This window comes from Streptomyces sp. NPDC006655 (assembly GCF_040703965.1).
GTDB lineage: Bacteria > Actinomycetota > Actinomycetes > Streptomycetales > Streptomycetaceae > Streptomyces.
On sequence record NZ_JBEYJU010000037.1, the window covers coordinates 40070 to 63323 of the forward strand.

A 23254-nucleotide genomic window follows, 5' to 3' on the forward strand; every position below is an offset into this window, starting at 1 on the left:
AAGGTTCACCGGCTCGCGACGCCCGGCACGGCACTAGGCGTTCTGTACAGGGCCCTTGCGTCCCGCTCAGCCGCGGGCGGCCTGGCCCCGTACCTCCAGTGTCCCCAGCAGCTCGGCGGTGGCCGCCGCCACCGCGTCCACCGCCTGCTCGAACGCCTCCCGGTTGTGCGCGGCCGGCGCCCGGAACCCGGACACCTTCCGTACGTACTGCAACGCGGCAGCGCGGATCTCCTCCTCCGTGGCCTCCTCGGCCAGCTGGGGCGGACGCAGGGTCTTGATACTCCGGCACATGTCCCCAGTCTCCCGCAGCCCCCTCCCTCCTGCGAGGATCTCCCCGAGGCGGCCACCGCTGCGGGGCCGACCGACGAGAGGACCGAACCCATGACGAACGCATCCGACGCATCCGGTGAGTCGAGCACGCCGGACGCGCCGTCCACACCTGACACGCCACCCGGCCCCCGGCTCACCGTCGCCGTCCTCGGGCCCGGCGGTGTCGGCGGACTGCTGGCCGCCCTGCTCGCCCGCGCCGGCCACCGCGTCCTGTGCCTGGCCGGCGAGGACACGGCCCACGCCCTGCGCACCACCGGACTGCGCGTCCGCAGCACCGTGTTCGGCGATTTCACCGCCCCCGTGGACGCCGACACCGCCCTGCGCGAACCGGTCGACGCCTGCCTGATCACCGTCAAGGCCACCGCCCTGGACGCCGCCCTGACCCGGATCCCGCCCACCGCCCTCGGCGACGCCCTCCTCGTGCCCTTCCTCAACGGCGTGGAACACCCCGGGCTGCTGCGCGCCCGCTACTCCCCCGCCCAGGTGGCGCCCTCCGTGATCCGCGTCGAGTCCACCCGCCGGGCCCCCGGCCTGATCGAACACACCAGCCCTTTCGCGGAGATCGACCTGACCGGCACCCAGGTCCCCCGCGACCGCCTGACGACCCTGGCCGAGGCCCTCACCGCGGCCGGCCCGGCCACCCGGGTCCTGGACGACGAGACCACCGCCCTCTGGGCGAAGATGGCGTTCCTGGCGCCCTTCGCCCTGCTCACCACCCGCCACCGCCTCCCGCTCGGCGAGGCCCGCACCCGGCACCGCGAGGAACTGGCCTCCCTCGTCGCGGAGACGGCCGCGGTCAGCCGCGCCTGCGGCGCCCCCGTCGACCCGGCCCAGGCCCTGGCCCGCTACGACGCCTTCCCGGTCACCGCCAAGTCGTCGATGCAGCGCGACGCGGAGGCCGGCCGCCCGCTCGAACTGGACGCGATCGGCGGGGCGTTGCTCCGCGCGGCGGACCGCCACGGCGTACCCGTGCCGGTGACGGCCCGCATCGTACGAGAACTGCGCGAGGCGGCCCACTGACACCCGGCGGGGCCTCGGCCTCCCGCGCCGCGACGAGGCGACCGCCTCGTCGCGGCCGTCGAAAGGGCTGTGAGCGGCCACGTCACGGGGGCGCCGCGTAACAGCGCACCGACACCGTCTGCCGCGGGCTCCACCGCTGCTCGACCGTGGCCAACAGCTCCCACCCCAGCCGCTCGTACAGGGCTGCCGCGGCGGTGTCGGACGCGACGACGTCCAGCACCGGATGCAGGCCATGCCGCCGCGCTTCCGCCACCGCCCGGCCGATCAACAGGGCACCGATCCCGTGCCCCCTGGCCCCCGGAGCGACGAACAGCCTGCCGACCACGGCGGCCTCGCCCGGCGCCGTGGCGTTCCGCTCGCTCCACAGCACCGGCGCCAGATCGCCCTCGCCACCTCGCGACAGACCGACATGCCCGACCAGTCGCCCTTCGAACTCGGCGACCCAGGAACCCAGCAGAGGTCCGTGGGACAGCCACGCACCCGGCCGCGCGGGCCAGTTCACCGGGTAGCCGTCGCGCCGGTGCACCTCCGCCAGGACCCGCACGCAGTCCTCGAGATCGGCGTCGGCCCGCCGCCGGACGCGAAGGCTCGACCTCTCGTCAGGTTGTCCGAAGCTCTCGATGTTCACTCCGGAAGGAAAACACAGGCCACCCGGGCGGCCAACGGCTCACCAGGCAGGGCGGATCGGCCCCGGCGGCGCGAGCCGAACCGACGGTCGCCGACACCACACGACCGGCCCACGCACATGTGGGTGGCCACCCGGGCAGGACGCACCGCCCAACCGGCCGACGGCAGCACCCTCGCACCGCCCTAGGGCCTGGCAGCCGCCGGAGGCGGGGCTACCGGACCGGAGTCCGGGCGGCGGTCAGGAAGGCGGCCATCTTCTCGCGGCTCTTGACGCCCGGCGCGGTCTCGACGCTGCTGGAGACGTCCACCCCGTAGGGGGCGAAGTCCTCGACGACCCCGCCCACGTTGTGCTCGTCCAGGCCGCCCGCGATCACGACCCTGCCGGGCAGCTCCGCGACCCAGGCGGGGATGTCAGCGAACACACCGCTGCCCGCGCTGGCGTCGTAGAAGAAGTACTCCAGCTCCTCCGGCCGCTCGGGCGGGGTGCCGGAGGCCAGGGCGAGGTTCGGGATGTCGGCCGTCTCGTAGATCTGGACGGTGTCGAAGTGCTCGGCGACGGCCGCCGTCTCCGCGTACGTCAGGGCCACGGCGAAGGAGGGGATCCGGCCACGGGCGTACCGGGCGAGCCGCACGGCGTGCTCGGGCGAGCAGTAGCGCTTGCTCTTCGGGGTCACGACGATCCCGATCGCGTCGTACCCCAGCTCGACGGCCCAGTCGATCTGCTGCTCCCGGGTGAGTCCGCACACCTTCACGAACGTCGGCCGTTGCCCGCTCATCCTGTCCCCTGCTCCGTTCTCCCGCCGAGCGGGAAGGCGATCGTGCCGACCAGGGTCTCATCACGGGAGCCGCGTCACCGAAGTCGCGCCACCCGACGGGGTGTTGTCAGTGGCGGCTGACAGGATCGCCCGCATGACGGACACGAGCGAGGACTGGCGGTCCCTGCTGACGCGGTGGAGTCAGGAGTGGGCGGACGCGCGGGCCGCGGAAGTGGCGCAGGGCGAGCCGGCGGCCCGGGACGAGGAGCCGTTGCGTACGCGCCGGCTCGGCTTCCCGGCCGCCCCGGAGGAACGGATACGCGCCCTGGAGGAGCGGCTCGGGACCCGGCTGCCGCCGTCCTACCGGACGTTCCTCGCGGTCAGCGACGGCTGGCGGCACGCGGGCGGCTTCGTCTGGCTGCTCGCCGGCACCGACGGAGTCCGGTGGCACGAGGACTCGGCCGGCCTCTCCGAGTACTTCCCCGGCGAACTGGACGACGACTCCACCCCCCAGGACCACCTCCTCGCCGGGATGTGGGGACGGGCCCTGCAACTGGACGTCGAGTCGGACGCCCTCTACGTCCTGCTGGACCCCGGGGACGTGGACGACGCGGGCGAGTGGGCCGTCCACACCTGGGCCCCCTGGCACGCGGACCAGCCCACCCGGTACGGGTCCTTCCGTACGTTCATGGACGCGATGTACCGGGAGTTCCACCACCTCGAGGTGAGCCGCGCGGAGCGGACCGGCTCGGTGTTCGCCAACGCCACGACCCGGGCCCAGGACGCGGCCGTCGACACGGCGCGGCTGGACGCGCTCGCCGGACGGTACGAACAGGCCGCGGCGACCCTCGCGGAGGCGGTCTCCTACGGCCGGCCGCGGGCGGCGGGCCTGCGTGACCAGATCCGCAGGCTGCTCGGGGAGACGTACATGGTGTACTTCCACGGCCTGGCCGACGACCCCGTGTACGTCCCCGAGGTCGTGCCGGTGCTGCTGGCGGAGCACGTGCGCACGGGACGGGACGGCTGCCTCCCGCCGCACTCCCTGCCCGGCGCGTCCGACGCGGTGCGCGCGACGGCGGACGGGATCCTGCGGCAGCTCCGCGAGGGCACCTACCGCTACACCGCCGAGGGCCCCTTCGGCCGGGCCGTCGAGGAGGCCCGCGAGCAGGCCCGCTGGGGCGAGACCGACGCCGCCTGGCACACCCTGCGCGCCGCGCTGCCCGAGTGGCGCCCGCTCAGCGCCGACCACCTCGCTCCGATCGGTCTCTGCGCCGACCCGCTCCTCGGTCCTCTGATCACCCAGGAGCGCGGCCGGGAACTCCTGGCCACGCCCCGCGCCGGGCAGCCGGGGAACACCCCGCCGCCGGCCGCGGACCTGGACCCGCCGGGCCTCGCCTGGGCCGCCGACGGCGACCCCGGCCGCCCCCGTGACGCGTACCGCTTCCTCCTGCTGGAAGGGGTCACACCGACCGAGTTGCCCGCCCTGATCGGCGCCGACGGAACCACCGCCCTCGACGCTCCGGCGACCCGCCGGGAGGCATGGCGCCTGCCCGCCGACGCCCCGGACTCCGCGCCCTGGGCGGACCTGGCCCGCATGGCCGTGGGCCGGGCCGGCCCCGGCTGGAGCTTCGCCTTCGAGCCCCGCCCACGCGGACGCTTCGACGAACAGCGCTTCACCTCCCCGGCCCTCGCCGCCTCCGCCGCCACCGGCGCCCGCGCGGTGACCGTATGGAGCCAGCCCGCCACCGGGCACCGCCCCGCCGTCTTCCACCTCTCCGTCGCCCGGAACGGCGAGGAGCGCTACGCCCTGACCACCGACGGCGCCACGACCACCACCCGCGGCCCGGTCCCGGAATCCCTCCTCCCACCACCCGGCACGCTCTCCCAGGACGACGGGCTCCGCCGGGCCGAACGCCACGCCCTCGAAGCCCTCGCCCACCACCTCGCCGTCCGCCTGCCCCGCTTCGCCCTCACCCACAGCCGCCTGCACACCGTCCTCACCCGCCCCTGGAACCGGCCCCCGGGGCCCGCCGAGGTGTACCTGACCGTTCGGATCGTGCCCGGGAGTCCAGGGCACGAGATGCGGTCGTAGCCCCCGGAGCCGAACGGTGGTGCTGGGCCCACCCCGTTTCCGGTGTTCAGGACCAGCGACGGCGCCCCCCGGCGCAGGGCACGCTGCTCAACGTCGGCGAACGGGCCGGCGAAGCACCCACCACCCACCGGGGGACTCCCATGACCGAAACCTTCGCGCGGCGCCTGACCGGCGTCTCGTGCATCGCCGCCGCGGCCGCCTTCATCGTCGAAGTGCCCCTGTACTTCGTCTACTCGGGCCCGCCACCGGACGCGAACGTCCTGAGCAGGCTGCTGATCGGGATCGTCGCCCTCGCCTTCCTCCTCGTGTCCGTGACCGCCTTGCGGGAACTGATCCGGCGGGCGGGCCCGGCGTACGAGTGGGCCGGCTCCCTCGTCCTCGCCACGGGACTGGTCTACGTGACGATCACGCTGGTCTCCAGCGGTCTGGAAGCGGGGGCCGTCATCGCCGCCGACCACCCGATCGACCCGACGGTCGCGGTCAGCGGCACCTACATCCTGTACGGGTCCATCTCCCGGCTGATGCTGGCGCTGTTCCTGACCGCGGTGGGCTTCGCCGTCTCGCGCACCCGGCTGCTGCCGCCGTGGACCGGCCGGTCCGCCTACGCCCTGGCGGGCGTCAACCTGGTCTTCGTGCCGTCCCTGTTCTTCGGCAACACCCCCGCGCACTTCTACGCGGCCAACGGCTGGGGCACCACCGCGCTGATGGGGGCGTTCCTCAGTTACTGGCTGCTGGCGCTCGGCATCTGCGCCTACCGCAGCGGCACCCGGCCCGCCCCCTCGAACACATGAACCCCACGAACGAACTCGCCACCTAAAATCGAACAGGCGTACCATTGCCGCGTGGCTGCGACCTATGACTTTCCGAGTGACCTCCTCGCCGGTCAGGAGGAGCTGCATCAGGTCCGGGCCGAGCTCTCGGCCCTGCTGAAGCGGCTCCCCTGGTCGGTCGTGCCCCTGGACGGATTCAGCGACGAGGGCGGCTGGCGCAAGGTGGAGCGCCCCGCCTCCCCCGGCTGGACCGAGGACGAACAGGCCGAGGTGGAAAAGCTGCGCCGACGCGAACACGAACTCGCGGTGTTCGTCAGCGGCCACCGCTTCTGGGCCGAGGTGACGGCCCCGGACCGCATGGTCGCCCGAAGCCGCCTCAAACACGCGCACGAGAAGGACTGAGAACGACGAAGGACCCCGGCCGTATCGGCCGGGGTCCTCCCGTTCACGTGGGCGCGGACGGTTTCGAACCGCCGACATCCTGCTTGTAAGGCAGGCGCTCTACCCCTGAGCTACGCACCCGGGACGAGTCGACAGCCTACATTGCCCGAGACGCTGTCCCGCAAACCCGTGTCCGAGCGGTTCGCGACAAAGGCCTTCCGTATCGGAACCGCCGGCACCGAACCGTGAACTGACCGGCCCGTGTGTTCGTCTTTTCCGGGTGGGACAATGTCAGCACCGCACGAACACAGGGCGTACCGCGGCACGGGAGAGGGAAGTGACGGCGACAACGGCGACACCCGGGCAGTCGTACTCGCCTCCCCCGCGCTCCCGGCTGCGCCGGGGCTTCGGTGCGTCCGCGCGGTCCCGGGCGGTGCGGGACTCGCTCGCTCTCGTGAGTCTGCCGCTGCTGGCCCTGCTCGTGGTACCGGGCGCCTTCGCGGGCGGCGGGACCCGGCGCTGGTTCGGGGGGCGGGCCGAGGGGCAGCGGGTGGAGGCGCAGGCGGCCAAGGACGCCGCCGCCGCTGCGTTCTACGAGCTGGACACCGCGCAGCGGGACCTGCGGATCTCGATAGAGACCATCTCGGCCGTCGACGACTCGCCGGCCGCCCGCCGGGCCGGGTCCGACTTCGAGGCGCTGGGCCGGCGGATCGACGAGGTGAGCAACCGGTACATCCAGGCCATCGACGCCTACGACCTGGACCGGGACGATCTGGAGGCGTCCGTCGCGGCACGGGCGCGCACGGAGATCACCAAGGCGAAGGACGAGCTCGTCGGCGTCAAGCGGGAGCTGGACCGGTTCGGGGAGTCGCTCGGGCCCCTGCTCGGCAAGGCCGAGACGCAGCTGGCGCGGCTCGCACCCGCCGTGGAGCGGGCCCGGCAGGCGCTGCTGGCGGCCAGCAACGCGCTCGACGCGGTGCGCGCGACGCGGTTCAGGGCCGATGACCTGGCCTCGCGGCTGGCGGCGCTGTCGCCCGAGCTGACGAAGCTGAACCAGGGCGCCGGTCAGCACGGGGCGCAGGCGACGCTGGAGCGGGCCGGGCGGGTGCAGCGGGAGGCCGAGGCCATCCGGGCGGCGGCGGAGCGGCTGCCCGAGCAGGCGGCCGAGATCGACCACCGGCTGGTGAGCCTGCGGACGCGTGCGCAGGCGCTGACCACCCGGGCCGGGCAGGTGGACCCGGTCCTGAGCGAGCTGCGGCGGCGGTTCTCGGCGGCCTGCTGGCAGGATCTTCAGCAGGTGCCCGAGCAGGCCGCGGCGAACGTCCGGCAGGCCGAGGTGAAGCTGCGGGAGGCGCAGGCGGCGCGGGACGCGCAGCGGTGGGCGGACGCGACCTCGCTGCTGTCCACCGTGCGGGCGCTGCTCAACGGTACGGACGAGGCCGTTTCCGCCGCCGGTGACCGGTTGTCCCGGCTGAACGCCGTGCAGAAGGATCCGCAGGCGGAGACCGAGCGGACCCGGTTCGCGATCCGGGACGCGCAGCGGCTGGCGATGGCCGGGCGGACCAGTCCCGACCCGCGGCACGCGCGGCCGCTGGACGACGCGGTGGCGCGTCTCGAGCGGGCGGCCGGGGCGCTGGAGGGGCGGCACCCGGACTACTGGCGCTTCCTCATGGAGACGGAGGCGGTACGGCAGTCCGTCGCTCGGGTGGTCGCCCAGATCCGTGAGGACCGCGGAACCGCCGCCCACTGACCGCGTGGCGCCCACTGACCGCGTGGCGCCCGGCGGCTCCCGGCGGGGGGCGGTTTGCCGGGGGGCGCCGGGGGGCGCCGGGGGCGTTTGCCGGGGGGCGCCGGGGGGCGGATATTGGGGGGAGCGACCCGTAATCCAGAGCAGGAGGCGGAGATGGCCTCACACACGGCGCGCTCGGGGACGCGGCGGCGGATCACGTTCGACGAGGCACTGCCCGTCGACCACCGCCTGAACAGGGTCTACCGGATCGGTGCCGGTCTGATGGGCCTGTTCCTGCTGGCCTTCGGCATCCTCGGTCTGACCGACAACATCGGCTTCTTCGACACGGGCGGGAACACCGCGATCGGCCTGAACACGAACGGCGCGCTGAGCGTGCTGTCGATCTGTGTCGGGCTGCTGCTGTTCGTGGGGATGGTGATCGGCGGGAACTTCGCGTCGACGCTGAACCTGGTCCTCGGGGTGCTGTTCATCCTGAACGGCTTCCTGTTCCTGGGCCTGCTCGGCACGGACTCGGACTTCCTGGCCTTCAGAATCCAGAACGTGCTGTTCAGCTTCGTGGTGGGGCTGGTGCTGATGGTGTTCGGGATGTACGGCAGGGTCAGTACGAACCTGCCGCACGACAATCCGTACTGGCGGGCCCGCCACCCCGAGGCGGAGCAGCGGGCGGCACCGGCGGCCGGGGCGGCCGACGATCAGGTGCGGTAGGCGTAGTAGTACGCGTTCGGGTAGGACGCGATGAGGCTCGCCAGCGACCTGCGGTAGGTGTTGTTCGAGTGGTAGGTGACGTACGGGATGCCGTTGGCCTTGTACGTCACGATCATCGTGTGGTCCTTCGAGCCGTCGCGGTCGAAGTCCATCTGGATGACGTCGCCGACCTCGGCCTGGTAGACGTTGGCGAGCGGGGTGGTGCGCTTGGAGTTCTGGGCGAACCAGGACCACTCGTTGACGCCGACGAACGAGTCCGACTGGATGTCGGCGTTGCCGAACCACTTCGTGTAGTCGTACACGTAGCCCGGGACGTGCTTCCAGCCACCGGCCTTGAGGGACTGGCTGACGAAGTTGGTGCAGTCGCCGCCGGCGGTGTGGTTGTTGAAGTCCGGGTAGTCCGGGTTGTAGTTGTTCCAGTACTTCTCGGCGTAGGCGGCCATCGCCTTGTAGTCGTACGTGCCGCCGGTCAGCGTCTTGGGCACGGCCACCGGGTTGCGCGTGGTGGCCGCGCGCGGGGCGTCCGGGGTGGTGTTGCCGTCGTTGGCGGTGTCGGGGGCCTTGACCGAGGGCTTGGACAGCGTGTTGACGGCGAGGCCGCCGTCGTCGGTGTCCTGGATCCTGGTGAGCTGCCAGACGCCCTGCCGGTCCGCCTTGAAGGTCAGCTCGTGGTGGGCCTGGAAGCCGGTGTTCTTCGGCTGGCCCTTGGCGGCCTTCGCGTAGGTGAGCGTCGTGGTCTCGGTGACGTCGGCCTTGGCGGTGCGGCCGGTGACCCGGGTCGCGTCGAGCGTGACCTGGGTGCTGCCGGCGCTGTACGTCTCGCCGAGCTTGGCGATGCTGCTCTGGCGGCCGCGCAGCTGGCTCAGCGCCTTGTTCTCGTCGCGCGTCTGGCTGCCGGAGAGGCGGACGTCGCCGGAGAAGCGGGAGGTGGTCTGCTTCTGGGCGGCCCCGTGCACGAGCGCCTGCGTGCGGTCGGTGAAGACCGCGTCGGCCAGCTTCTGGAACGTCGCCTTGGTCGCGGCGTTCACGGTGGGGTCGTCGATGACGGCCGCGCCCGCGCTCCAGTTGGGCACGAGGGCGACGCCGGCGACGACCGACGCGGCCGCCGCCGTGACTATGGCCGCGCGGCTCCGCCTACGGCTCAGTTTTCTGGATTTCAATGGTGTTTCCCCTCTACGCCGGTACACCTACCGGGCGACGGCATCTTCGCACGGCGTATGTGACTTCTGTGAAGGGGGTTGCAGGATTGGAATGCGCCTGCCGCCGCGCCGACTTGAACCGGCCACGGGGACCGGTGCGCGGCGCTCGCTTCGGCGTTCACTTCACGATGGTGGACCAGTCCGCGGGTGCCTGGGCCGGGTCGAGGGTGCGCAGCCGGGCCAGGGTCTGGGGGTCCTGTGCGTCCATCCAGTCGGCGAGTTCCTTGAAGGAGACGCACTTGACGCCCTTCTTGGTGCATATCTTCGGGACGACCTGGTCGATGGCCTTCATGTAGATGCCGCCGTTCCAGTTCTCGAAGTGGTTGCCGATGAACAGCGGGGCGCGGCTGCCGTAGTAGACGCGGTTGAAGCCGTCCATGTAGGACTCGACGGTCTGCTGCTGCCACTGGGCGTACTTGGCCGGGTCGCCGTCGGTCTCGCCGTTGGACTGGTTGTAGAGGAAGTTGAAGTCCATGGACAGGCCCTGGTAGTCGCCGCCCGGGTAGGGGAGCATCTCCAGGGGGAAGTTCCACAGGCCGTCCTTCTTCGACGGCCATATCTGGAAGTCGCCCGGAGAGCTGGCGTCGTACTTCCAGTTGTAGCCGTACTTCTGGAGGGCCTTGAGCAGGTTGGGCTGGCCCTCCAGGCAGGGGGCGCGGCCGCCGACGACCTCCTGCTTGAAGTCGAAGGGCAGGGCGGGGATGTCCTTGAAGCCGGTGTTGGTCTTCCAGTTCTCCACGAAGTCGTAGAACTGGTCGATCTCGCTCTTCCACTGGGCGACGCTCCAGTCGCCGCCGCCCTTGGCCTCGCAGAAGTGGCCGTTGAAGTGGGTGCCTATCTCGTTGCCCTCTTCGTAGGCCTCGCGCAGCTGTTGCAGCGTGGTGCGTATGTGGGCGTCGGTGGCGTAGTCGATCGCGGCGTCGCCGGGCTTGTGCATGGGGCCGGTGTAGAGGTCCTTCTTGCTCTTGGGCAGCAGGTAGATGCCGGTGAGGAAGAAGGTCATGTGGGCGTTGTACTCCTTGGCCATCTCCCGGTAGTGCGAGAAGAGATGGTCGTCGCCCTGCAGGGCGCCGTCCCAGGAGAAGACGACGAACTGGGGCGGTTTCTCACCCGGCTTGAGCTTCTCGGGCTTCAACTGGTCCTTCTGCGGCCCGGTGTACGACGTGGAGCCGTCGCCGAGGACGTGGGTCTTGCCGTCCCACTTCGGCGAAGGGGAGGCCGTCGGGCTGGCCTTGCGGGTGCCTGCGGCGGTGGGGGTGGTGTCGTCCTGTCTGGTGAGCACCAGATAGCCGGCGACGAGGGAGGCGACGACCAGGAAGGCGGCCAGCGTGATGAACTCCGGGCGGGCGGGACGGCGGTCACGGGCGGGTGCCTTGCGGCGGTGGCCGCCGGTTGTCGGTTTCGTACGGGGCTTCATGCGGGGCTCATTCTGCGCGGGTGGTGGGGGCGGCTCGGGGCTTCGGTGGTCATTCAAGGCCCATCGCCTGCGCCCAGACCGTGTACGGGACGTTGTCGGTGCCTGTTCCGGCCAGTCCCTGGAGCGGGAGCGGCTCCAGGGATTTGTTCAGGTCGATGCGGTATACGACGACCGATGTCGTCACGTTCGAGGAAGTGCCCGTGTACCAGGAGGCGATGTCCTTGCCGGTGGCGTCGGTGGTGCCCGCCTTGCCCGCGGCCCGGGTGGTGAGCGCGGTCGTCGGGTGGGCCAGGCGGAAGGACTCGGTGAGGGCCTGCTGGACGTCCTCGGCGACGTCGTCGCGGACCGCGCGGGTGGGCCGGGGGGTGTCCAGGGCGACCCGGCGGCCGTTGCGGGTGATCTTGGCGACGGAGTACGGCTCGGTGTGCTCGCCGCCGGCCGCGAACGTGGCGTATCCGCTCGCCATGCGGATCGCGCTGGGGGTGGAGTTGCCCATGGAGAGGGCCGGTACCTGCGCCCCGATGGTGTCGGAGAGCAGTCCTGAGGCGATCGCGGTGGAGCGCACCTTGTCGAGTCCGGTGTCCATGCCGAGTTGCATGAACGGGGTGTTCACGGACTGGGCGAGGGCCTTGTCCAGGCTGATCTGCCCGTAGGACTTGCCGTCGTCGTTCTTCGCGAAGACCTTCTTGCCGCTGCGGTCCCAGTACGGCCCGTCGAGCGTGGTGACGGGGACCTTGTCGTCGCCGTCGTAGAGCGTCCCGGGCAGGACGTCGGTGACGGCGGCGCCGCGTTCCTTGTGGATGCCGTTCTGGAGGCCGGCGGCGTAGACGAAGGGCAGGAAGGAGGTGCCGGCCGGGACGGTGGCGGCGTTGGACTCGTTGTAGCCCTGTTTACGGTGGTCGGGGCCGCCGTAGACGGCGAGGATCCGCCCGTCGGTGGTGACCGAGGCGGCGCCGTAGTGGGCGGCCGCGGCGAGCTTCGGGTCGCGGTCCTTGGCGGCCTTGCGGGCCTTGGTCACGGCCTTGGTGAGGGTGGCCTCCTTCTTCCGGTCGAAGGTGGTGTAGATCTGGTATCCGCCGAGGTCGAAGTCCTTGGCCGAGATGTGGGCGGACTTCTTGGCGTACTGCTGGGCCAGTTCCACCAGGTAGTCGCTCTGGCTGCCGGTGTCGTACACCTTGTTGGTCGCGATCGGCTCGGGGAACGTCGTGTACCTGGCCCGCTCGGCCGGTGACAGCTTGCCGATCTTGACCATCCGGTCCAGGATCCAGGACCAGCGCTCCACCGCGCGCTTGTGGTTGGCCTTGCCGAGCGTCGGGTCGTAGAGCCCGGCGCCCTTGAGCAGTGAGGCGAGCATGGCGGCCTCGCTCGCGTTCAGCTTGCTGACGTCCTTGCCGTAGTAGGCCTGGGCGGCGCGCTGGATGCCGTACGTGCCGCGGCCGAACCAGCTGGTGTTGAGGTAGCCCTCCAGGATCTGGTCCTTGCTCATCTTGTTGTCGAGCTTGAGGGAGATCATGGCTTCGGTGAATTTACGGCTGACCGTCTGATTCTGCGAGAGATAGACGTTCTTCACATATTGCTGGGTAATGGTGGAGCCACCTTCGGTGTCTCCTTCGCCAACTGTCCGCCACAGGGCGCGAGTTATGCCTTTGACGGAAATACCGGGATCCGAGTAGAAACTCTCGTTCTCCGCCGCGAGCACCGCCCACCGCACGTCCACGGGTATGTCCTTGAGCGGCATGTCCTGCCGCTGCACCCAGCCGGTCCGGGCCATCGGCGTGCCGTCGGACCAGAAGTACACGTTGTCCTGCTGGGTGGCGTAGCTGTTGAGGTTGGACGGTATGTCCGTGGTCGCGTAGGCGACGACGAGGAACATCCCGGTCAGCCCGATGCCGCCCAGCCAGGCGCCGAGCCACTGCCGCCAGGAGGGCATCCAGCGCCGCCAGCCGGACCGGCCCGGCCGCGGGTACATCGGCCGCAGCCGGCGCGCGTAGGGCGCCAGGGGGGCGAGCCTGGGCCCCACCAGGGCCCACAGGGCCGCCGACGCCGCCAGCACCCGCTCCCACGGCGACAGGCGGGCGCTGCGGCGCCGCTCGGCACGGCTCACCGAGGCCGCCGACTCCGGCTGCGACCGGGGTTGTTCGGGCACCCGGATCTGCATCGTGGCGTCCGCCCGCAGGGCCGACACCTTCAGGTGCAGGGTCTGGTCATGGACCGGCACATCCGGCTTCTTGCGCCGGGCGCCCGCGCCGTCGCCGCCCTCGGCCTTCGCCTGGGCCTTCGCGGCGTCGCCGCCCTCGGCCCGCAGGGCGTGCAGCTCGTTCCACAGAGCCTCCGCCTTCTGCCGTGCGACCTCCTGAGCACGCTGAGCGTCGTCGCCCTTCTGCCACAGAGCATGCTCCGCACGCAGCGCGTCGACCTTCAGATGCAAGGTCGCGTCCGGCTCGAACGGCTTCTTCCCCCGGGACTTGGCCTGGTCATGGCCCTTCTCCGGGTCGCCCGTCCGCTCCGTTGCGTCCGTCACGACTGCGTCTCCCCTCGCACTCGGTCTTGCGCGCGCGGTTAGACGGGTCGGGTGGACAGGCCGCGACAGGCGCGGCGCTTCGAGCCCCCCTCTTCCCCCGGTCTTTCGGCTCCTCGCGGCCAGCTCAAATTATCAGCGATCTTTTCAAAATCTCCGCACAAGTATCGGACAGAAAGGAACACTCATGAAATTCTGAGGTGCAGTGATGCCCGTCACGCCCGCATCACTGCCGTTAGCCTGTTCCCATGCCCCGCTACGAGTACCGCTGCCGTACCTGCGCCGCCACCTTCGAACTCGCCCGTCCGATGGCCGACTCGTCGGCTCCGGCAGTCTGCCCCGAAGGGCATGAAGACACTGTAAAGCTCCTGTCCGCGGTGGCGGTCGGCGGGACCAGGTCCGCGCCCGCCGCCGCCTCCCAGGGCGGCTGTTGCGGCGGCGGCTGCTGCGGTTAACCCTCCGTACGAACCGCCTTCAGGAATTCCCGCAGGATTCGTTCCCCGGCGAGCACGCCCCGTTCCGGCAACGCGCTGACGGCCGGCGCCGTCCACCCGGCGTCGGCCAGCTCGCCGTGGCCGGGCCGCCAGCCGCGGTCCGCGGCCAGCAGCAGGTCGGCGTCGAGCAGCGAGTCCCCGGCGGCCAGCGTCAGCGCGGCCCCGGTCCTGCGGGCCACCTCCCGCATCGCCGCGCTCTTCGTCAGCGGCTTCGGTACGGCGTAGATCTTCCGCCCCTGCAAGGACACCGTCCAGCCGCGGTTCTCCGCCCACACGGCCAGGTTCTTCACCCACTCCTCGGGCAGCAGCTCACGCTCCACCACGAGATAGGCGAACAGGTCCTCGGCGACCCGGTGCTTGCGCAGCCACAGCGGGTCGGCCCGCTCCGCCAGATACGCCTGCACCTCGTCCAGCGGCGCGCACTCGTCGGCCAGCCGGGCCAGCACGCGCGCGTGCCAGTCCCCGTCGGACACCCCGTCCACGAGCAGATGCCCGCCGTTGGCACAGATGGCGTAGGTGGGCGGGGGCCCCGGCAGGTTGATGCGCTGGTACTGCTTGCGGGTCCGGGTCGTCGTCGGCACGAAGACGGCCGCGTCCCCCAGCTCGGTCAGCAGCCCGGCCGCCGTCTCCGTGAGGTACGACAGCGGCCTGGCCTCGTGCACCTCGACGCAGAGCAGCCGGGGCGCCCGCGCGTCGGGCACGGCCAGTGCCAGCGCGCCCGCGGAGTAGATCAGCGTACGGTCCAGGTCGCTCGCGACGAGCACCGTCATCAGAGGTTCACCGCCCGGCCGTCGGCACCGGTCGCGCCGCGCGTGTACTTGGGGTGAATCAACCCGACACAGGTGTACGGCAGTTCGCCGACCTCCTCCACAGGCACCCCTCTCTGCTCCGCGAGCAGCCGCACATGGTCGAGGTCGGCGCCCGCCCCGGCCCGCGCCAGGATCTTCCAGGGCACCCGGCGCAGCAGCACCCGGGTGGTCTCGCCGACGCCCGGCTTGACGAGGTTGACGTCGTGGATGCCGTACTCCTCGCTGATCCGCTCGACGGCCGCCCAGCCCTCCCAGGTGGGGGTGCGGTCGGCGACCGCCAGTTCCTTCACCGCGGCGTCCACCGCGTCCACGACCTCGCCGAAGCGTCCGGCGACCGTGTCCAGGAAGGCCACCGACACGTCGGCCCCGGCCAGTTCGCGGTAGAACTTGGCGCCGTGGAAGTCGTGCGGGCCCACCAGGTCGGCGCGCAGCACGGTCCGCGAGATCAGCCCGGAGACGGTCGAGTTGAGGCACGCGGAGGGGATCAGGAAGTCCTCCCGGGTGCCGTAGGTCCGCACGCACGACCCGGGGTCCGCGAGCACCGCGATCTCCGGGTCGAAGCCGGTGACGCCGGCCTGTCCCTCGAACTCCGCGATCGCGTCGGCCAGTTCCCTGGTGATGGCGCCCTTGCCGGTCCAGCCGTCCACGAAGACGACGTCCCGCGGGTCGTGGTGGGCGGCCAGCCAGCGCAGGGCGTTCGCGTCGATGCCGCGGCCGCGCACGATCGAGACGGCGTAGTGCGGCAGGTCGAGGCCGTACCGGAACCGCGCCCACCGGCGCATCAGCACGCCCACCGGGGTCCCGGCGCGGGCCAGGGACACCAGCACCGGGCGCGGGGACCGCTCGGCCAGCACGGTCTCGGTGACGACCCCGACCGCGTGCGCGATCCGGGCCGCCGAGGTCCCGAGGGCCGCGTGGAAGAGGGCCTGGTACTGGTCGCTCGGCTGGTACTCCACGGGCAGCGACTCGGCGTAGTGCGCGCCGCCGCTCTGGATGGCCTCCTCGCGTTCCTCGGTGGGCGCCTCCAGCGTGACGTCCGAGAGGTCCTGGAGCAGCCAGCCGACGTCGTCGGGCGCGTAGGAGGAGAAGGCGGGGCCGCGGAGGGGCTCGGGCAGCATGGCGGGGCTCTCTTCGGACAGCGCGGGGACGTACGACGGTACAACCGCGAGCAGGACGTGCGGGACATGCGCGCCGAGGTGGGCCAGCAGGCCGTCGGGGGCGTGCAGTTCGGGGGTGTCGCCGGTGGAGTCGACGAAGAGGACGACGGCGTCGAAGCCGGCGCCCGCGACGTTGTACGCGTAGCGCTCGCCGGGGCCGTCGGCGGGGTTGTCGTGGGCCGGGAAGACGAGGCGGCTGCGGATGGCGTAGCCGGGGTCGTCGACGGCCAGGACGGGTGACCGGGTGGTGGTGGAGTACCGCACCTCGGCGGTGACCAGCGCCTCCAGCTCACGGGCGACGCGCAGCGGCGTGTACATCAGCTCCTCGAAGCCGAGCATCAGCACGCGGCGGGCGTCGGGGGGCAGGGCTTCGGCGAGCCTCGCCGCCATCAGGGGGAGGGCCGACTCCAGGCGTATCCGGTGGGCGGGAGTGAAGCCGTGCCGCCCGCCGTCGGGGAGGCCGGGGGGCCAGTGCAGGTCGACGCGGGTGAGGTGAGGGGGGTGGACCGGGTGGATGGTGGTGAGGTGGGGGGTGGTGCGGTTGTCGGTCGGGTGCGGGGCAGTGGGGGCTGATCGCGCCCACGCGGCGGTAGCCGCAGATTCAACACAGTCCCGCGCCCCTGGGGAGGTGCGCTGGGAGTCGGCTTCAAGCGGAGCGCCGGTAAGGGGCGCGGGGAACTGCGCGACCGGCCCCGACGCTCCCGCAGCCGACGAAGCACCTGTCGCGTCACCCCCTTCGTACCGCGCCACCAGCTGCTGCCCCTTCTCCAGCACCCCCTCCGGCAGCCGCACCGTCCCCGACGCCGCCGCCACCAGATCCACCCGCGCGTCGATCTCCTCGGCGAACGCCGCCAGCCGGCCCGCGTCCGCCGCCGAGCGCATATCCACCAGAGCCACCACGACGTAACGTTTCCGCGGATAACGGTCGTGCAGGTCGCGGATCGTGTTGAGGACCGTGTTGCCGGTGGAGAACTCGTCGTCGACCAGGACCAGCGGCCCGTCGGCGGCGAGCAGCGCGGGGTCCTCCGGCAGCAGCAGGTGCGAGGTGGCGTGGGAGTGGGACTCCTCGAAGCCGCCCGCGGGGGCCACCCCGGGAACCGGCCGCCGCGTGGAGTGCAGGTACGGCGCGAGCCCGATCCCGTCGGCCACCGAGTGCCCCAGCCCCGTGGCGGTCTCGGCGTAGCCCAGCACGACCGACCGCGCGGCCTCCCGCTCGCCGAGCAGCTCGCGCACCCGCCGGCCCAGGCCGAACCCGTGGCCGTACACGACGGACGGCGACTGCGGTACGTGCTTGCCGAGGACGTGGGAGACCAGCAGGTGGGCCCGCTTCGGGTTGCGGCGCAGGGCGAGGCCCAGCAGGGCCCGCAGCCCGTCGTCGCCCACCAGCTCGACGCCGAGCCGCTCCGCGACCCAGCTGCCGGACCAGACCCCGTTGTTCGCTGAGATGTTCATGCGTTCCCTGTGTCGTCCCCTAGGGCCCGTCACCCGGGTATCCCGGCCGCGAGCAGCTCCACGAAGCCGACGTCCTCGTTGGCGACGCCGAACACCTCGGCGCGGAGCATGGTCCGCTCGGCCCAGGCACGGTGCGGCTTCACCTCGTTCATCTTGTTCGTGTAGGCCGAGCGAAGTACACCCCCACCGCCGCGTTCCGGCCGCAGGATGTCCTGGGCGTCGGAGAACTCCTCGTGACTGACGACGGACAGCGCGTGCACGGGGATCACGTGGGACGGGTGGATGCAGGTCTTGCCGAGCAGTCCGTTGGCCTGGTCGAGGGAGATCTCCCGCAGCAGACCGTCCATGGCGTGCTCGATGAGCCGCTCGCGCAGCTCCACGGCCTGCCCCTCGAGGAACGGGCTGGAGCGCAGCATCGGCTTGAACATGCGCTCGGGGACCCGGAAGTACTCCCAGACCGGCCCGGTCACCGTGAACCCGGTGCCGTCGGCGCGGCCCAGCATGTTCACCACGTCGGCGATGACGGAGGCGATGATCTGGACGTCGTAGGCGGTCATGTCGGGCGCCCGGCGCAGGCCGTAGGAGGAGCAGAAGTCGGTGACGCCGAGGCGCAGGGCCAGCACCCTGTCGCGGTACTTGCCGACGACGCGGGCGATGCCCTCCAGGGCGTCCACGCGCGTCTCCCGGTACATCAGCTCGGGCGTCTCCAGCACGGGCATCCCGAACAGCCGGCGTCCGCTGCTCGCCTCGGCGTCCTCCAGGGCCTGGAGGAAGGGGATGCCGCGTTCCTCGGTGAACTTCGGGAACACGAACCCGGACAACAGCGACACCGTGCCGCCGAGGCGCCGTACGAGATCGGGGATCTGTTCGGCGTCGCGGACCCGGATGAACAGCAGCGGCAGCTCCGTCCCGGCCCGCTCCCGCTCGGCCAGTTCGGCGAACTGCCGGACGAGGTTCTCCTCGCCCGCCGGGACGTCCTCGTCCCCGATGGAGTCCTCCAGGCACAGCACCATCGAGACCACGCCGAGCGCCGCCTGCTTGACGATGTCGTCGGCCAGCCGCGGCCGGGTGGCCGGGCTGTAGAGCGTGGCACCCAGGGCCGCGGAGAGCAGCCGGGCCGGGGAGTCGGCGGTGAACGCGCACGGCTCCTGGTGGAAGAGATGCTGTCGCACCTCAGGGGCGACGTGCCCGAAATGACGCATGGAGCTCCCCCGTGGTGGTGTGCTGAGCCTGTGGAATTGGTAAAGGCTGGCCGGTAATAGTACGTACAAAGCCATGTCCGGGGTTCCCGGCGGGCATGAACTTCAGGTAACCCGGCTGTGTCGTTCGCGAGCCACCCCGCGTTGTCGTGACCAGGACCGAGAGGGCAGGATGACCGCATGACGCACGCGATGCTGAAGGGGTCGAACGTCCCCGTGGAGGCCACCACGGTCCGGGCCGTGCTGCGCTGGACGCCCGGACCGGACGTACCGGACGTCGACGCCTCCGCGCTGCTCCTCGGCCCCGACGGACGGGTGCGCTCCGACGAGGACTTCGTCTTCTACAACCAGCCCCGGCACCCCGCCGGGAAGGTCTGGCGGCTCGGCAAGAAGCGGGTGGCCGAGGGCCTGACCGACACGATCCAGACAGATCTGCCCGGTGTCGAGTCCAGTGTCGGCCGAATCCTCCTGGTCGCGTCGGCGGACGGTGTCCCGTTCGAACACGTACCCGCCCTGCGCATCCTGCTGTACGACGCGGCCGCCCCGGACGCCGAGGCGCTGGCCCATTTCGACATCAAGCCGGAGACCGGCGCGGAGACGGCCCTGATCTGCGGGGAGCTGTACCGCAGGGGCGAGGGCTGGAAGTTCCGGGCGCTGGGCGAGGGCTACAGCAACGGTCTCAAGGGCCTGGCCACGGACTTCGGCATCTCGGTGGACGAGTCGGAGCCGGCGGAGGAGCCGTCGGCGTCCCAGCCGCTGCCCCCCGAGCAGCCGACCACGGTCCCCACCCAGCCGGCCTACGGCTACCCCCAGCCGGCCTCACCGGCCCAGCCGACCTACGGCTACCCGCAGTCCCCGTACACGCAGCAGCCGCCCCAGTCCCAGTCGGGCTACGGCTATCCCCCGCCGGCCCCGATCCCGGTACCGACGGTCCCGAACACGGACTTCCGGCTGCCGCCCCAGGGCCCCCAGTTCATCGGGCGCTAGGGGCGCACACCGGGCCGTCTGACGGGACGCCTGCCGGGACACCTGTCCACGGGGCTACCTGTCCGCCTTCGCCTTGTACCCCCGCCCCCACTGCAGCCCCCACCCGTAGAGCCGGTCCAGCTCCCCCTGGAACCCGTACACGAACTTCACCTCGCGGCGGACGACCAGCTCACCCTTGACGTTCTCGATCATCACCACCGCACAGGACCGCGCCTGCGGATGCCGCTCGTCGAGGCCGATCTCGATCCGCGGTCCGTTGCTCGGGTACAGCGTGACGATCGCGTGGGTGCGGTCGAAGGCCGGCGTCTGGTCGTAGATGTAGACGAACACCAGCAGCCGCTTGATGTCGTCCCGGTGGTCGAGGTTGACGTACATCGTCTCGCCGGACGCCGACCCGAACCGGTCGTCGCCGCTGAGCTTGACATAGGGCGGCGCGTTCACGTCCCCGAGCAGACCACCCAGCGGCTGTACGACCCCCTTGGTGCCGTCGGACAGCTCGTACAGCGCCCCGAGGTCGAGGTCGACGTTGACCATGCTCTGCCCGTGGCCCATCACCTCGGGCGGCCGGAGCGCCTTGAAGGGGTGCCGGAACAGGCTCTCCCGCTGCTCCCCGTCGAAGTCGGAGGTCCGCATCCGCCAGGTGAGGTTGACGCGCAGGTTGCCGGTGGCCGCCCCCTGCTTGGTGAGGGACACCTGCTGGTGCCGCTTGGTGAGCTCGATGGAGTTGGACGCCGCGCTGCCCGAATCGAACTCGGCCGCCCTTCCGCCCAGCAGTCCGTCGAAGAAACCCATTCCCGCCCCCAGTGACTCCTGCCGACGCCTCGGGGCGACCGACCGTGTCGATCGCCCCGAACAGAGCGTTCCTCGTCCAGAAGGGTGTCACACCCTGTTTTCGGCCGGTCAGACGGAGACCTCAGCCCTCTCGTCCGATCCCGCTTTTCCCTCGGCTTCCGCGAGCCGCTGGTTGCGCCGCACCGAGGACCAGAACGACCAGCCGATCAGGACGACGCCGACCAGACCGGTGATGACCTCGTTGATCTGGTACTGGATGGTGACCATCAGGATGACCGCCAGCGCGCCGATCGCGTAGTGCGCGCCGTGCTCCAGGTAGACGTAGTCGTCCAGGGTGCCCTGCCGGACCAGGTACACGGTCAGCGACCGGACGTACATCGCGCCGATACCGAGACCCAGGGCCATCAGCACGATGTCGTTGGTGATGGCGAACGCGCCGATCACGCCGTCGAAGGAGAAGGACGCGTCCAGGACCTCCAGGTAGAGGAACATGAAGAACGCGGCCTGGCCGGCCAGCAGCACCGCCGACTTCTTCTTGCCGGTGCTCTCGGCCGCTTCCTCCTCCTCGTGCTCGCGCTCCTCCTCGGCCTCCAGGCGGTCCTCGAAGAAGCCGGAGAGGCCGCCGACGACCAGGTAGGTGATGAGACCGGCGATACCCGCGATCAGGACCGTCTGCGCCTTGTCGACGTGCCCGCCGCCGTGCTGGTGGGCGTGGGTGGCGAAGGTGAAGGAGGTGATCAGCAGGACGATCAGGGCGATGCAGACCGACAGCATGTCGACCTTGCCGAGCTTGGCCAGCGGGCGCTCGATCCAGCGCAGCCACTGGATGTCCCGGTCCTCGAAGATGAAGTCGAGGAAGATCATCAGCAGGAACATGCCGCCGAAGGCCGCGATCGCCGGGTGGGCGTCGGTGACCAGTTCCTGGTAGCGGTCCTTGTTGTTGAGCGCGAGGTCGACGGCCTCGATGGGGCCCATCTTGGCGGTGACCGCGACGATGACGACGGGGAACACCAGCCGCATGCCGAAGACCGCGATGAGGACGCCGACGGTGAGGAAGATCTTCTGCCAGAAGGCGTTCATCTTCTTCAGGATTCCGGCGTTGACGACCGCGTTGTCGAACGACAGGGAGATCTCGAGGACGGCGAGGATCGCCACGATGCCGAAGGCCTCCCAGCCTCCGTAGAAGACCGCGGCGACCAGGCCGAGCGCGGTGATCACGAACGACCAGCCGAAGGTTTTCAGAAGCACTGGCTACCCAATCATCGTGTACTCGGCTTTACTCACTGTTGACCGAAGTCTAGAGGGCGCCGGTGTCCTACGGGTCTGGCGGGCCCCACATCCGGACTGCGAAGCGGCTACGAGACGTTCACACCGAAGTCGAGCGCGATGCCCCGCAGGCCTGACGCGTACCCCTGGCCCACGGCTCGGAACTTCCACTCGCCCTGGTAGCGGTAGAGCTCGCCGAAGATCATGGCGGTCTCGGTGGAGGCGTCCTCGCTGAGGTCGTAGCGGGCGAGCTCCTGGCCGTCGGCCTGGTTGACGACGCGGATGAACGCGTTGGAGACCTGGCCGAAGGTCTGGCCGCGCTCGTCGGCCATGTGGATGGAGACCGGAAAGACGATCTTGTCGCAGGTGGCCGGCACCTTCGGAAGGTCGACCAGAATCGATTCGTCGTCGCCCTCGCCCTCACCGGTGAGGTTGTCGCCGGTGTGCTCCACCGAGCCGTCGGGGCTCTTGAGCTGGTTGTAGAAGACGAACCACTCGTCGCCGAGCACCCGTCCGCCCTGGCACAGCAGTGCGCTGGCGTCCAGGTCGAAGGGGGCGCCGGTGGTGGAGCGGGCGTCCCAGCCGAGTCCGATCAGGACGTTGGTGAGGTTCGGTGCGGCCTTGGAGAGGGAGACATTGCCTCCCTTGGCGAGCGTGACGCCCATGATTGCTGGTCCTCCCCTAGCGGTGGTTCTCCGGTTGTCCTGCGCGTCCGGCGCCGACCGTAAACGGTGCGGCGCCGGACAGAGCGGACTTTCGAACGCCCCGGGGCGTTCTGCTGCCTCAGACGTTGACGCCGAAGTCCTGGGCGATGCCGCGCAGACCCGAGGCGTAGCCCTGGCCGATGGCGCGGAACTTCCACTCCGCGCCGTTGCGGTACAGCTCGCCGAAGACCATCGCGGTCTCGGTCGAGGCGTCCTCCGAGAGGTCGTAGCGGGCGATCTCGGACCCGCCCGCCTGGTTGACGACGCGGATGAACGCGTTGCGGACCTGTCCGAAGGACTGCTGGCGGTTGTCGGCGTCGTAGATCGACACCGGGAAGACGATCTTGTCGACGTCGGCCGGGACCGCGGCCAGGTTGACCTTGATCACCTCGTCGTCGCCCTCGCCCTCACCGGTGAGGTTGTCGCCGGTGTGCTCCACCGAGCCGTCGGGGCTCTTGAGGTTGTTGAAGAAGACGAAGTTCTGGTCGCTGGCGACCTTGCCTGCCGAGTTCAGCAGCAGCGCGCTGGCGTCCAGGTCGAAGTCGGTGCCGGTGGTGGTCCTCACGTCCCAGCCGAGACCGACGAGGACCGCGGTCAGGCCGGGGGCCTCCTTCGTCAGCGATACGTTGCCGCCCTTGCTGAGGCTGACTCCCACGAGTCCTCCCATGTGGTGTCCAGGGGCGGGGTGCCCCCGTCGTGCTTCGGATACCGGATCAACGATTCGATCCTAGTGACGGGTTCCCACCGCTCGCAGGCCCTGGACCCCGAAGAATTCCCGGGTGTCGGCCGGGTCGCCCCTTAGGGGAAGCGGCGAGACGGCCGTGCGGGCC

The 23254-nt window shown here is 70.9% G+C and carries 21 protein-coding genes and 1 tRNA gene; 8 read left to right on the forward strand and 14 right to left on the reverse strand.

Annotated features, from left to right (window positions below):
* Positions 1–66: 66 nt before the first annotated feature.
* Positions 67–291, reverse strand: coding sequence for a DUF2277 domain-containing protein (locus AB0958_RS22295; protein ID WP_366892198.1), 225 nt, complete (start codon positions 289–291; stop codon positions 67–69).
* 90 nt (positions 292–381) lie between these two features.
* Here AB0958_RS22295 and AB0958_RS22300 point away from each other — a divergent pair, with 90 nt between their 5' ends.
* Positions 382–1350: a 2-dehydropantoate 2-reductase gene (locus AB0958_RS22300; protein ID WP_366892199.1), complete on the forward strand. Its 969-nt coding sequence runs from the start codon at positions 382–384 to the stop codon at positions 1348–1350.
* 82 nt (positions 1351–1432) lie between these two features.
* Here the strand turns inward: AB0958_RS22300 and AB0958_RS22305 are convergent, their stop codons facing one another.
* Both AB0958_RS22305 and AB0958_RS22310 read right to left on the reverse strand, forming a co-directional pair.
* The gene (locus AB0958_RS22305; protein ID WP_366892233.1) at positions 1433–1894 is read right to left on the reverse strand and encodes a GNAT family N-acetyltransferase; all 462 of its coding nucleotides are present in this window, start codon (positions 1892–1894) and stop codon (positions 1433–1435) included.
* A 295-nt stretch (positions 1895–2189) separates the two neighbouring features.
* Entirely contained in the window at positions 2190–2753 is a 564-nt protein-coding gene (locus AB0958_RS22310) for a hypothetical protein (RefSeq protein WP_366892200.1), read from the reverse strand.
* Positions 2754–2886: 133 nt separating this feature from the next.
* Between AB0958_RS22310 and AB0958_RS22315 the strand changes: the two genes are divergently transcribed.
* From AB0958_RS22315 to AB0958_RS22325, 3 genes are all read left to right on the forward strand, one after another.
* Positions 2887–4824 (forward strand): SMI1/KNR4 family protein, encoded by a 1938-nt coding sequence (locus AB0958_RS22315; RefSeq protein WP_366892201.1) that lies wholly within the window; start codon positions 2887–2889, stop codon positions 4822–4824.
* Between the two features lie 140 nt (positions 4825–4964).
* The gene (locus AB0958_RS22320; RefSeq protein WP_366892202.1) at positions 4965–5615 is read left to right on the forward strand and encodes a hypothetical protein; all 651 of its coding nucleotides are present in this window, start codon (positions 4965–4967) and stop codon (positions 5613–5615) included.
* Between the two features lie 51 nt (positions 5616–5666).
* Positions 5667–5996 carry a hypothetical protein gene (locus AB0958_RS22325; protein ID WP_366892203.1) on the forward strand — a complete coding sequence of 110 codons (330 nt, stop codon included), beginning with the start codon at positions 5667–5669 and terminating at the stop codon, positions 5994–5996.
* Positions 5997–6044: 48 nt separating this feature from the next.
* Here AB0958_RS22325 and AB0958_RS22330 read toward each other — a convergent pair.
* A tRNA-Val gene (locus AB0958_RS22330) sits at positions 6045–6116 on the reverse strand.
* 196 nt (positions 6117–6312) lie between these two features.
* Here AB0958_RS22330 and AB0958_RS22335 point away from each other — a divergent pair.
* Positions 6313–7725: a hypothetical protein gene (locus AB0958_RS22335; protein ID WP_366892204.1), complete on the forward strand. Its 1413-nt coding sequence runs from the start codon at positions 6313–6315 to the stop codon at positions 7723–7725.
* Positions 7726–7878: 153 nt separating this feature from the next.
* Entirely contained in the window at positions 7879–8430 is a 552-nt protein-coding gene (locus AB0958_RS22340) for a DUF4383 domain-containing protein (RefSeq protein ID WP_132886561.1), read from the forward strand.
* On the opposite strand, the gene AB0958_RS22345 is transcribed toward AB0958_RS22340, so the two are convergent.
* The 3 genes from AB0958_RS22345 to AB0958_RS22355 all read right to left on the reverse strand — a co-directional run bounded on the left by AB0958_RS22345 (position 8418) and on the right by AB0958_RS22355 (position 13204).
* The gene (locus tag AB0958_RS22345) at positions 8418–9590 is read right to left on the reverse strand and encodes an amidase domain-containing protein (RefSeq protein ID WP_366892205.1); all 1173 of its coding nucleotides are present in this window, start codon (positions 9588–9590) and stop codon (positions 8418–8420) included. The two genes, AB0958_RS22340 and AB0958_RS22345, sit on opposite strands and share 13 nt — an antisense overlap.
* Positions 9591–9747: 157 nt before the next feature.
* Positions 9748–11046, reverse strand: a complete 1299-nt coding sequence (locus AB0958_RS22350; RefSeq protein ID WP_366892206.1) for a hypothetical protein — start codon at positions 11044–11046, stop codon at positions 9748–9750.
* Positions 11047–11095: 49 nt separating this feature from the next.
* Positions 11096–13204, reverse strand: coding sequence for a transglycosylase domain-containing protein (locus tag AB0958_RS22355; RefSeq protein ID WP_366892234.1), 2109 nt, complete (start codon positions 13202–13204; stop codon positions 11096–11098).
* A gap of 608 nt (positions 13205–13812) precedes the next feature.
* On the opposite strand from AB0958_RS22355, the gene AB0958_RS22360 reads away from it, so the two are divergent.
* Positions 13813–14019, forward strand: coding sequence for a zinc ribbon domain-containing protein (locus tag AB0958_RS22360; protein WP_366892207.1), 207 nt, complete (start codon positions 13813–13815; stop codon positions 14017–14019).
* Here AB0958_RS22360 and AB0958_RS22365 read toward each other — a convergent pair.
* The 3 genes from AB0958_RS22365 to AB0958_RS22375 are packed head-to-tail and all read right to left on the reverse strand — an operon-like array spanning position 14016 to position 18678.
* Positions 14016–14828: an HAD family hydrolase gene (locus AB0958_RS22365; protein WP_366892208.1), complete on the reverse strand. Its 813-nt coding sequence runs from the start codon at positions 14826–14828 to the stop codon at positions 14016–14018. The two genes, AB0958_RS22360 and AB0958_RS22365, sit on opposite strands and share 4 nt — an antisense overlap.
* Positions 14828–17476 carry a phosphoribosyltransferase gene (locus AB0958_RS22370; protein ID WP_366892209.1) on the reverse strand — a complete coding sequence of 883 codons (2649 nt, stop codon included), beginning with the start codon at positions 17474–17476 and terminating at the stop codon, positions 14828–14830. The genes AB0958_RS22365 and AB0958_RS22370 overlap by 1 nt, the downstream gene beginning before the upstream one ends.
* Before the next feature lie 29 nt (positions 17477–17505).
* The gene (locus tag AB0958_RS22375) at positions 17506–18678 is read right to left on the reverse strand and encodes an HpcH/HpaI aldolase/citrate lyase family protein (protein WP_366892210.1); all 1173 of its coding nucleotides are present in this window, start codon (positions 18676–18678) and stop codon (positions 17506–17508) included.
* 177 nt (positions 18679–18855) lie between these two features.
* Between AB0958_RS22375 and AB0958_RS22380 the strand changes: the two genes are divergently transcribed.
* Complete coding sequence (locus tag AB0958_RS22380; protein WP_366892211.1) at positions 18856–19662, forward strand: TerD family protein; 807 nt, start codon at positions 18856–18858, stop codon at positions 19660–19662.
* Positions 19663–19716: 54 nt separating this feature from the next.
* Here AB0958_RS22380 and AB0958_RS22385 read toward each other — a convergent pair whose 3' ends face one another.
* The 4 genes from AB0958_RS22385 to AB0958_RS22400 all read right to left on the reverse strand — a co-directional run bounded on the left by AB0958_RS22385 (position 19717) and on the right by AB0958_RS22400 (position 23079).
* Positions 19717–20454 carry a Tellurium resistance gene (locus tag AB0958_RS22385; protein ID WP_358970775.1) on the reverse strand — a complete coding sequence of 246 codons (738 nt, stop codon included), beginning with the start codon at positions 20452–20454 and terminating at the stop codon, positions 19717–19719.
* Positions 20455–20562: 108 nt separating this feature from the next.
* On the reverse strand, positions 20563–21702 hold the full coding sequence (locus AB0958_RS22390) for a DUF475 domain-containing protein (protein WP_366892212.1): 1140 nt from the start codon (positions 21700–21702) through the stop codon (positions 20563–20565).
* Between the two features lie 107 nt (positions 21703–21809).
* A complete protein-coding gene (locus AB0958_RS22395; RefSeq protein WP_132886571.1) occupies positions 21810–22385 on the reverse strand; it encodes a TerD family protein in 576 nt (191 codons plus the stop codon).
* Between the two features lie 118 nt (positions 22386–22503).
* Entirely contained in the window at positions 22504–23079 is a 576-nt protein-coding gene (locus AB0958_RS22400; protein WP_366892214.1) for a TerD family protein, read from the reverse strand.
* Between the last annotated feature and the right edge of the window lie 175 nt (positions 23080–23254).

Bases quoted from the DNA above. Each gene is read 5' to 3' on its own strand.
- AB0958_RS22350 (WP_366892206.1), bottom strand. From the start codon at position 11,046: ATGAAGCCCCGTACGAAACCGACAACCGGCGGCCACCGCCGCAAGGCA.
- AB0958_RS22300 (WP_366892199.1), top strand. From the start codon at position 382: ATGACGAACGCATCCGACGCATCCGGTGAGTCGAGCACGCCGGACGCG.
- AB0958_RS22295 (WP_366892198.1), bottom strand. From the start codon at position 291: ATGTGCCGGAGTATCAAGACCCTGCGTCCGCCCCAGCTGGCCGAGGAG.
- AB0958_RS22320 (WP_366892202.1), top strand. From the start codon at position 4,965: ATGACCGAAACCTTCGCGCGGCGCCTGACCGGCGTCTCGTGCATCGCC.
- AB0958_RS22310 (WP_366892200.1), bottom strand. From the start codon at position 2,753: ATGAGCGGGCAACGGCCGACGTTCGTGAAGGTGTGCGGACTCACCCGG.
- AB0958_RS22395 (WP_132886571.1), bottom strand. From the start codon at position 22,385: ATGGGCGTCACGCTCGCCAAGGGAGGCAATGTCTCCCTCTCCAAGGCC.
- AB0958_RS22385 (WP_358970775.1), bottom strand. From the start codon at position 20,454: ATGGGTTTCTTCGACGGACTGCTGGGCGGAAGGGCGGCCGAGTTCGAT.
- AB0958_RS22375 (WP_366892210.1), bottom strand. From the start codon at position 18,678: ATGCGTCATTTCGGGCACGTCGCCCCTGAGGTGCGACAGCATCTCTTC.
- AB0958_RS22365 (WP_366892208.1), bottom strand. From the start codon at position 14,828: ATGACGGTGCTCGTCGCGAGCGACCTGGACCGTACGCTGATCTACTCC.
- AB0958_RS22370 (WP_366892209.1), bottom strand. From the start codon at position 17,476: ATGAACATCTCAGCGAACAACGGGGTCTGGTCCGGCAGCTGGGTCGCG.
- AB0958_RS22360 (WP_366892207.1), top strand. From the start codon at position 13,813: ATGCCCCGCTACGAGTACCGCTGCCGTACCTGCGCCGCCACCTTCGAA.
- AB0958_RS22380 (WP_366892211.1), top strand. From the start codon at position 18,856: ATGACGCACGCGATGCTGAAGGGGTCGAACGTCCCCGTGGAGGCCACC.
- AB0958_RS22355 (WP_366892234.1), bottom strand. From the start codon at position 13,204: ATGCAGATCCGGGTGCCCGAACAACCCCGGTCGCAGCCGGAGTCGGCG.
- AB0958_RS22340 (WP_132886561.1), top strand. From the start codon at position 7,879: ATGGCCTCACACACGGCGCGCTCGGGGACGCGGCGGCGGATCACGTTC.
- AB0958_RS22315 (WP_366892201.1), top strand. From the start codon at position 2,887: ATGACGGACACGAGCGAGGACTGGCGGTCCCTGCTGACGCGGTGGAGT.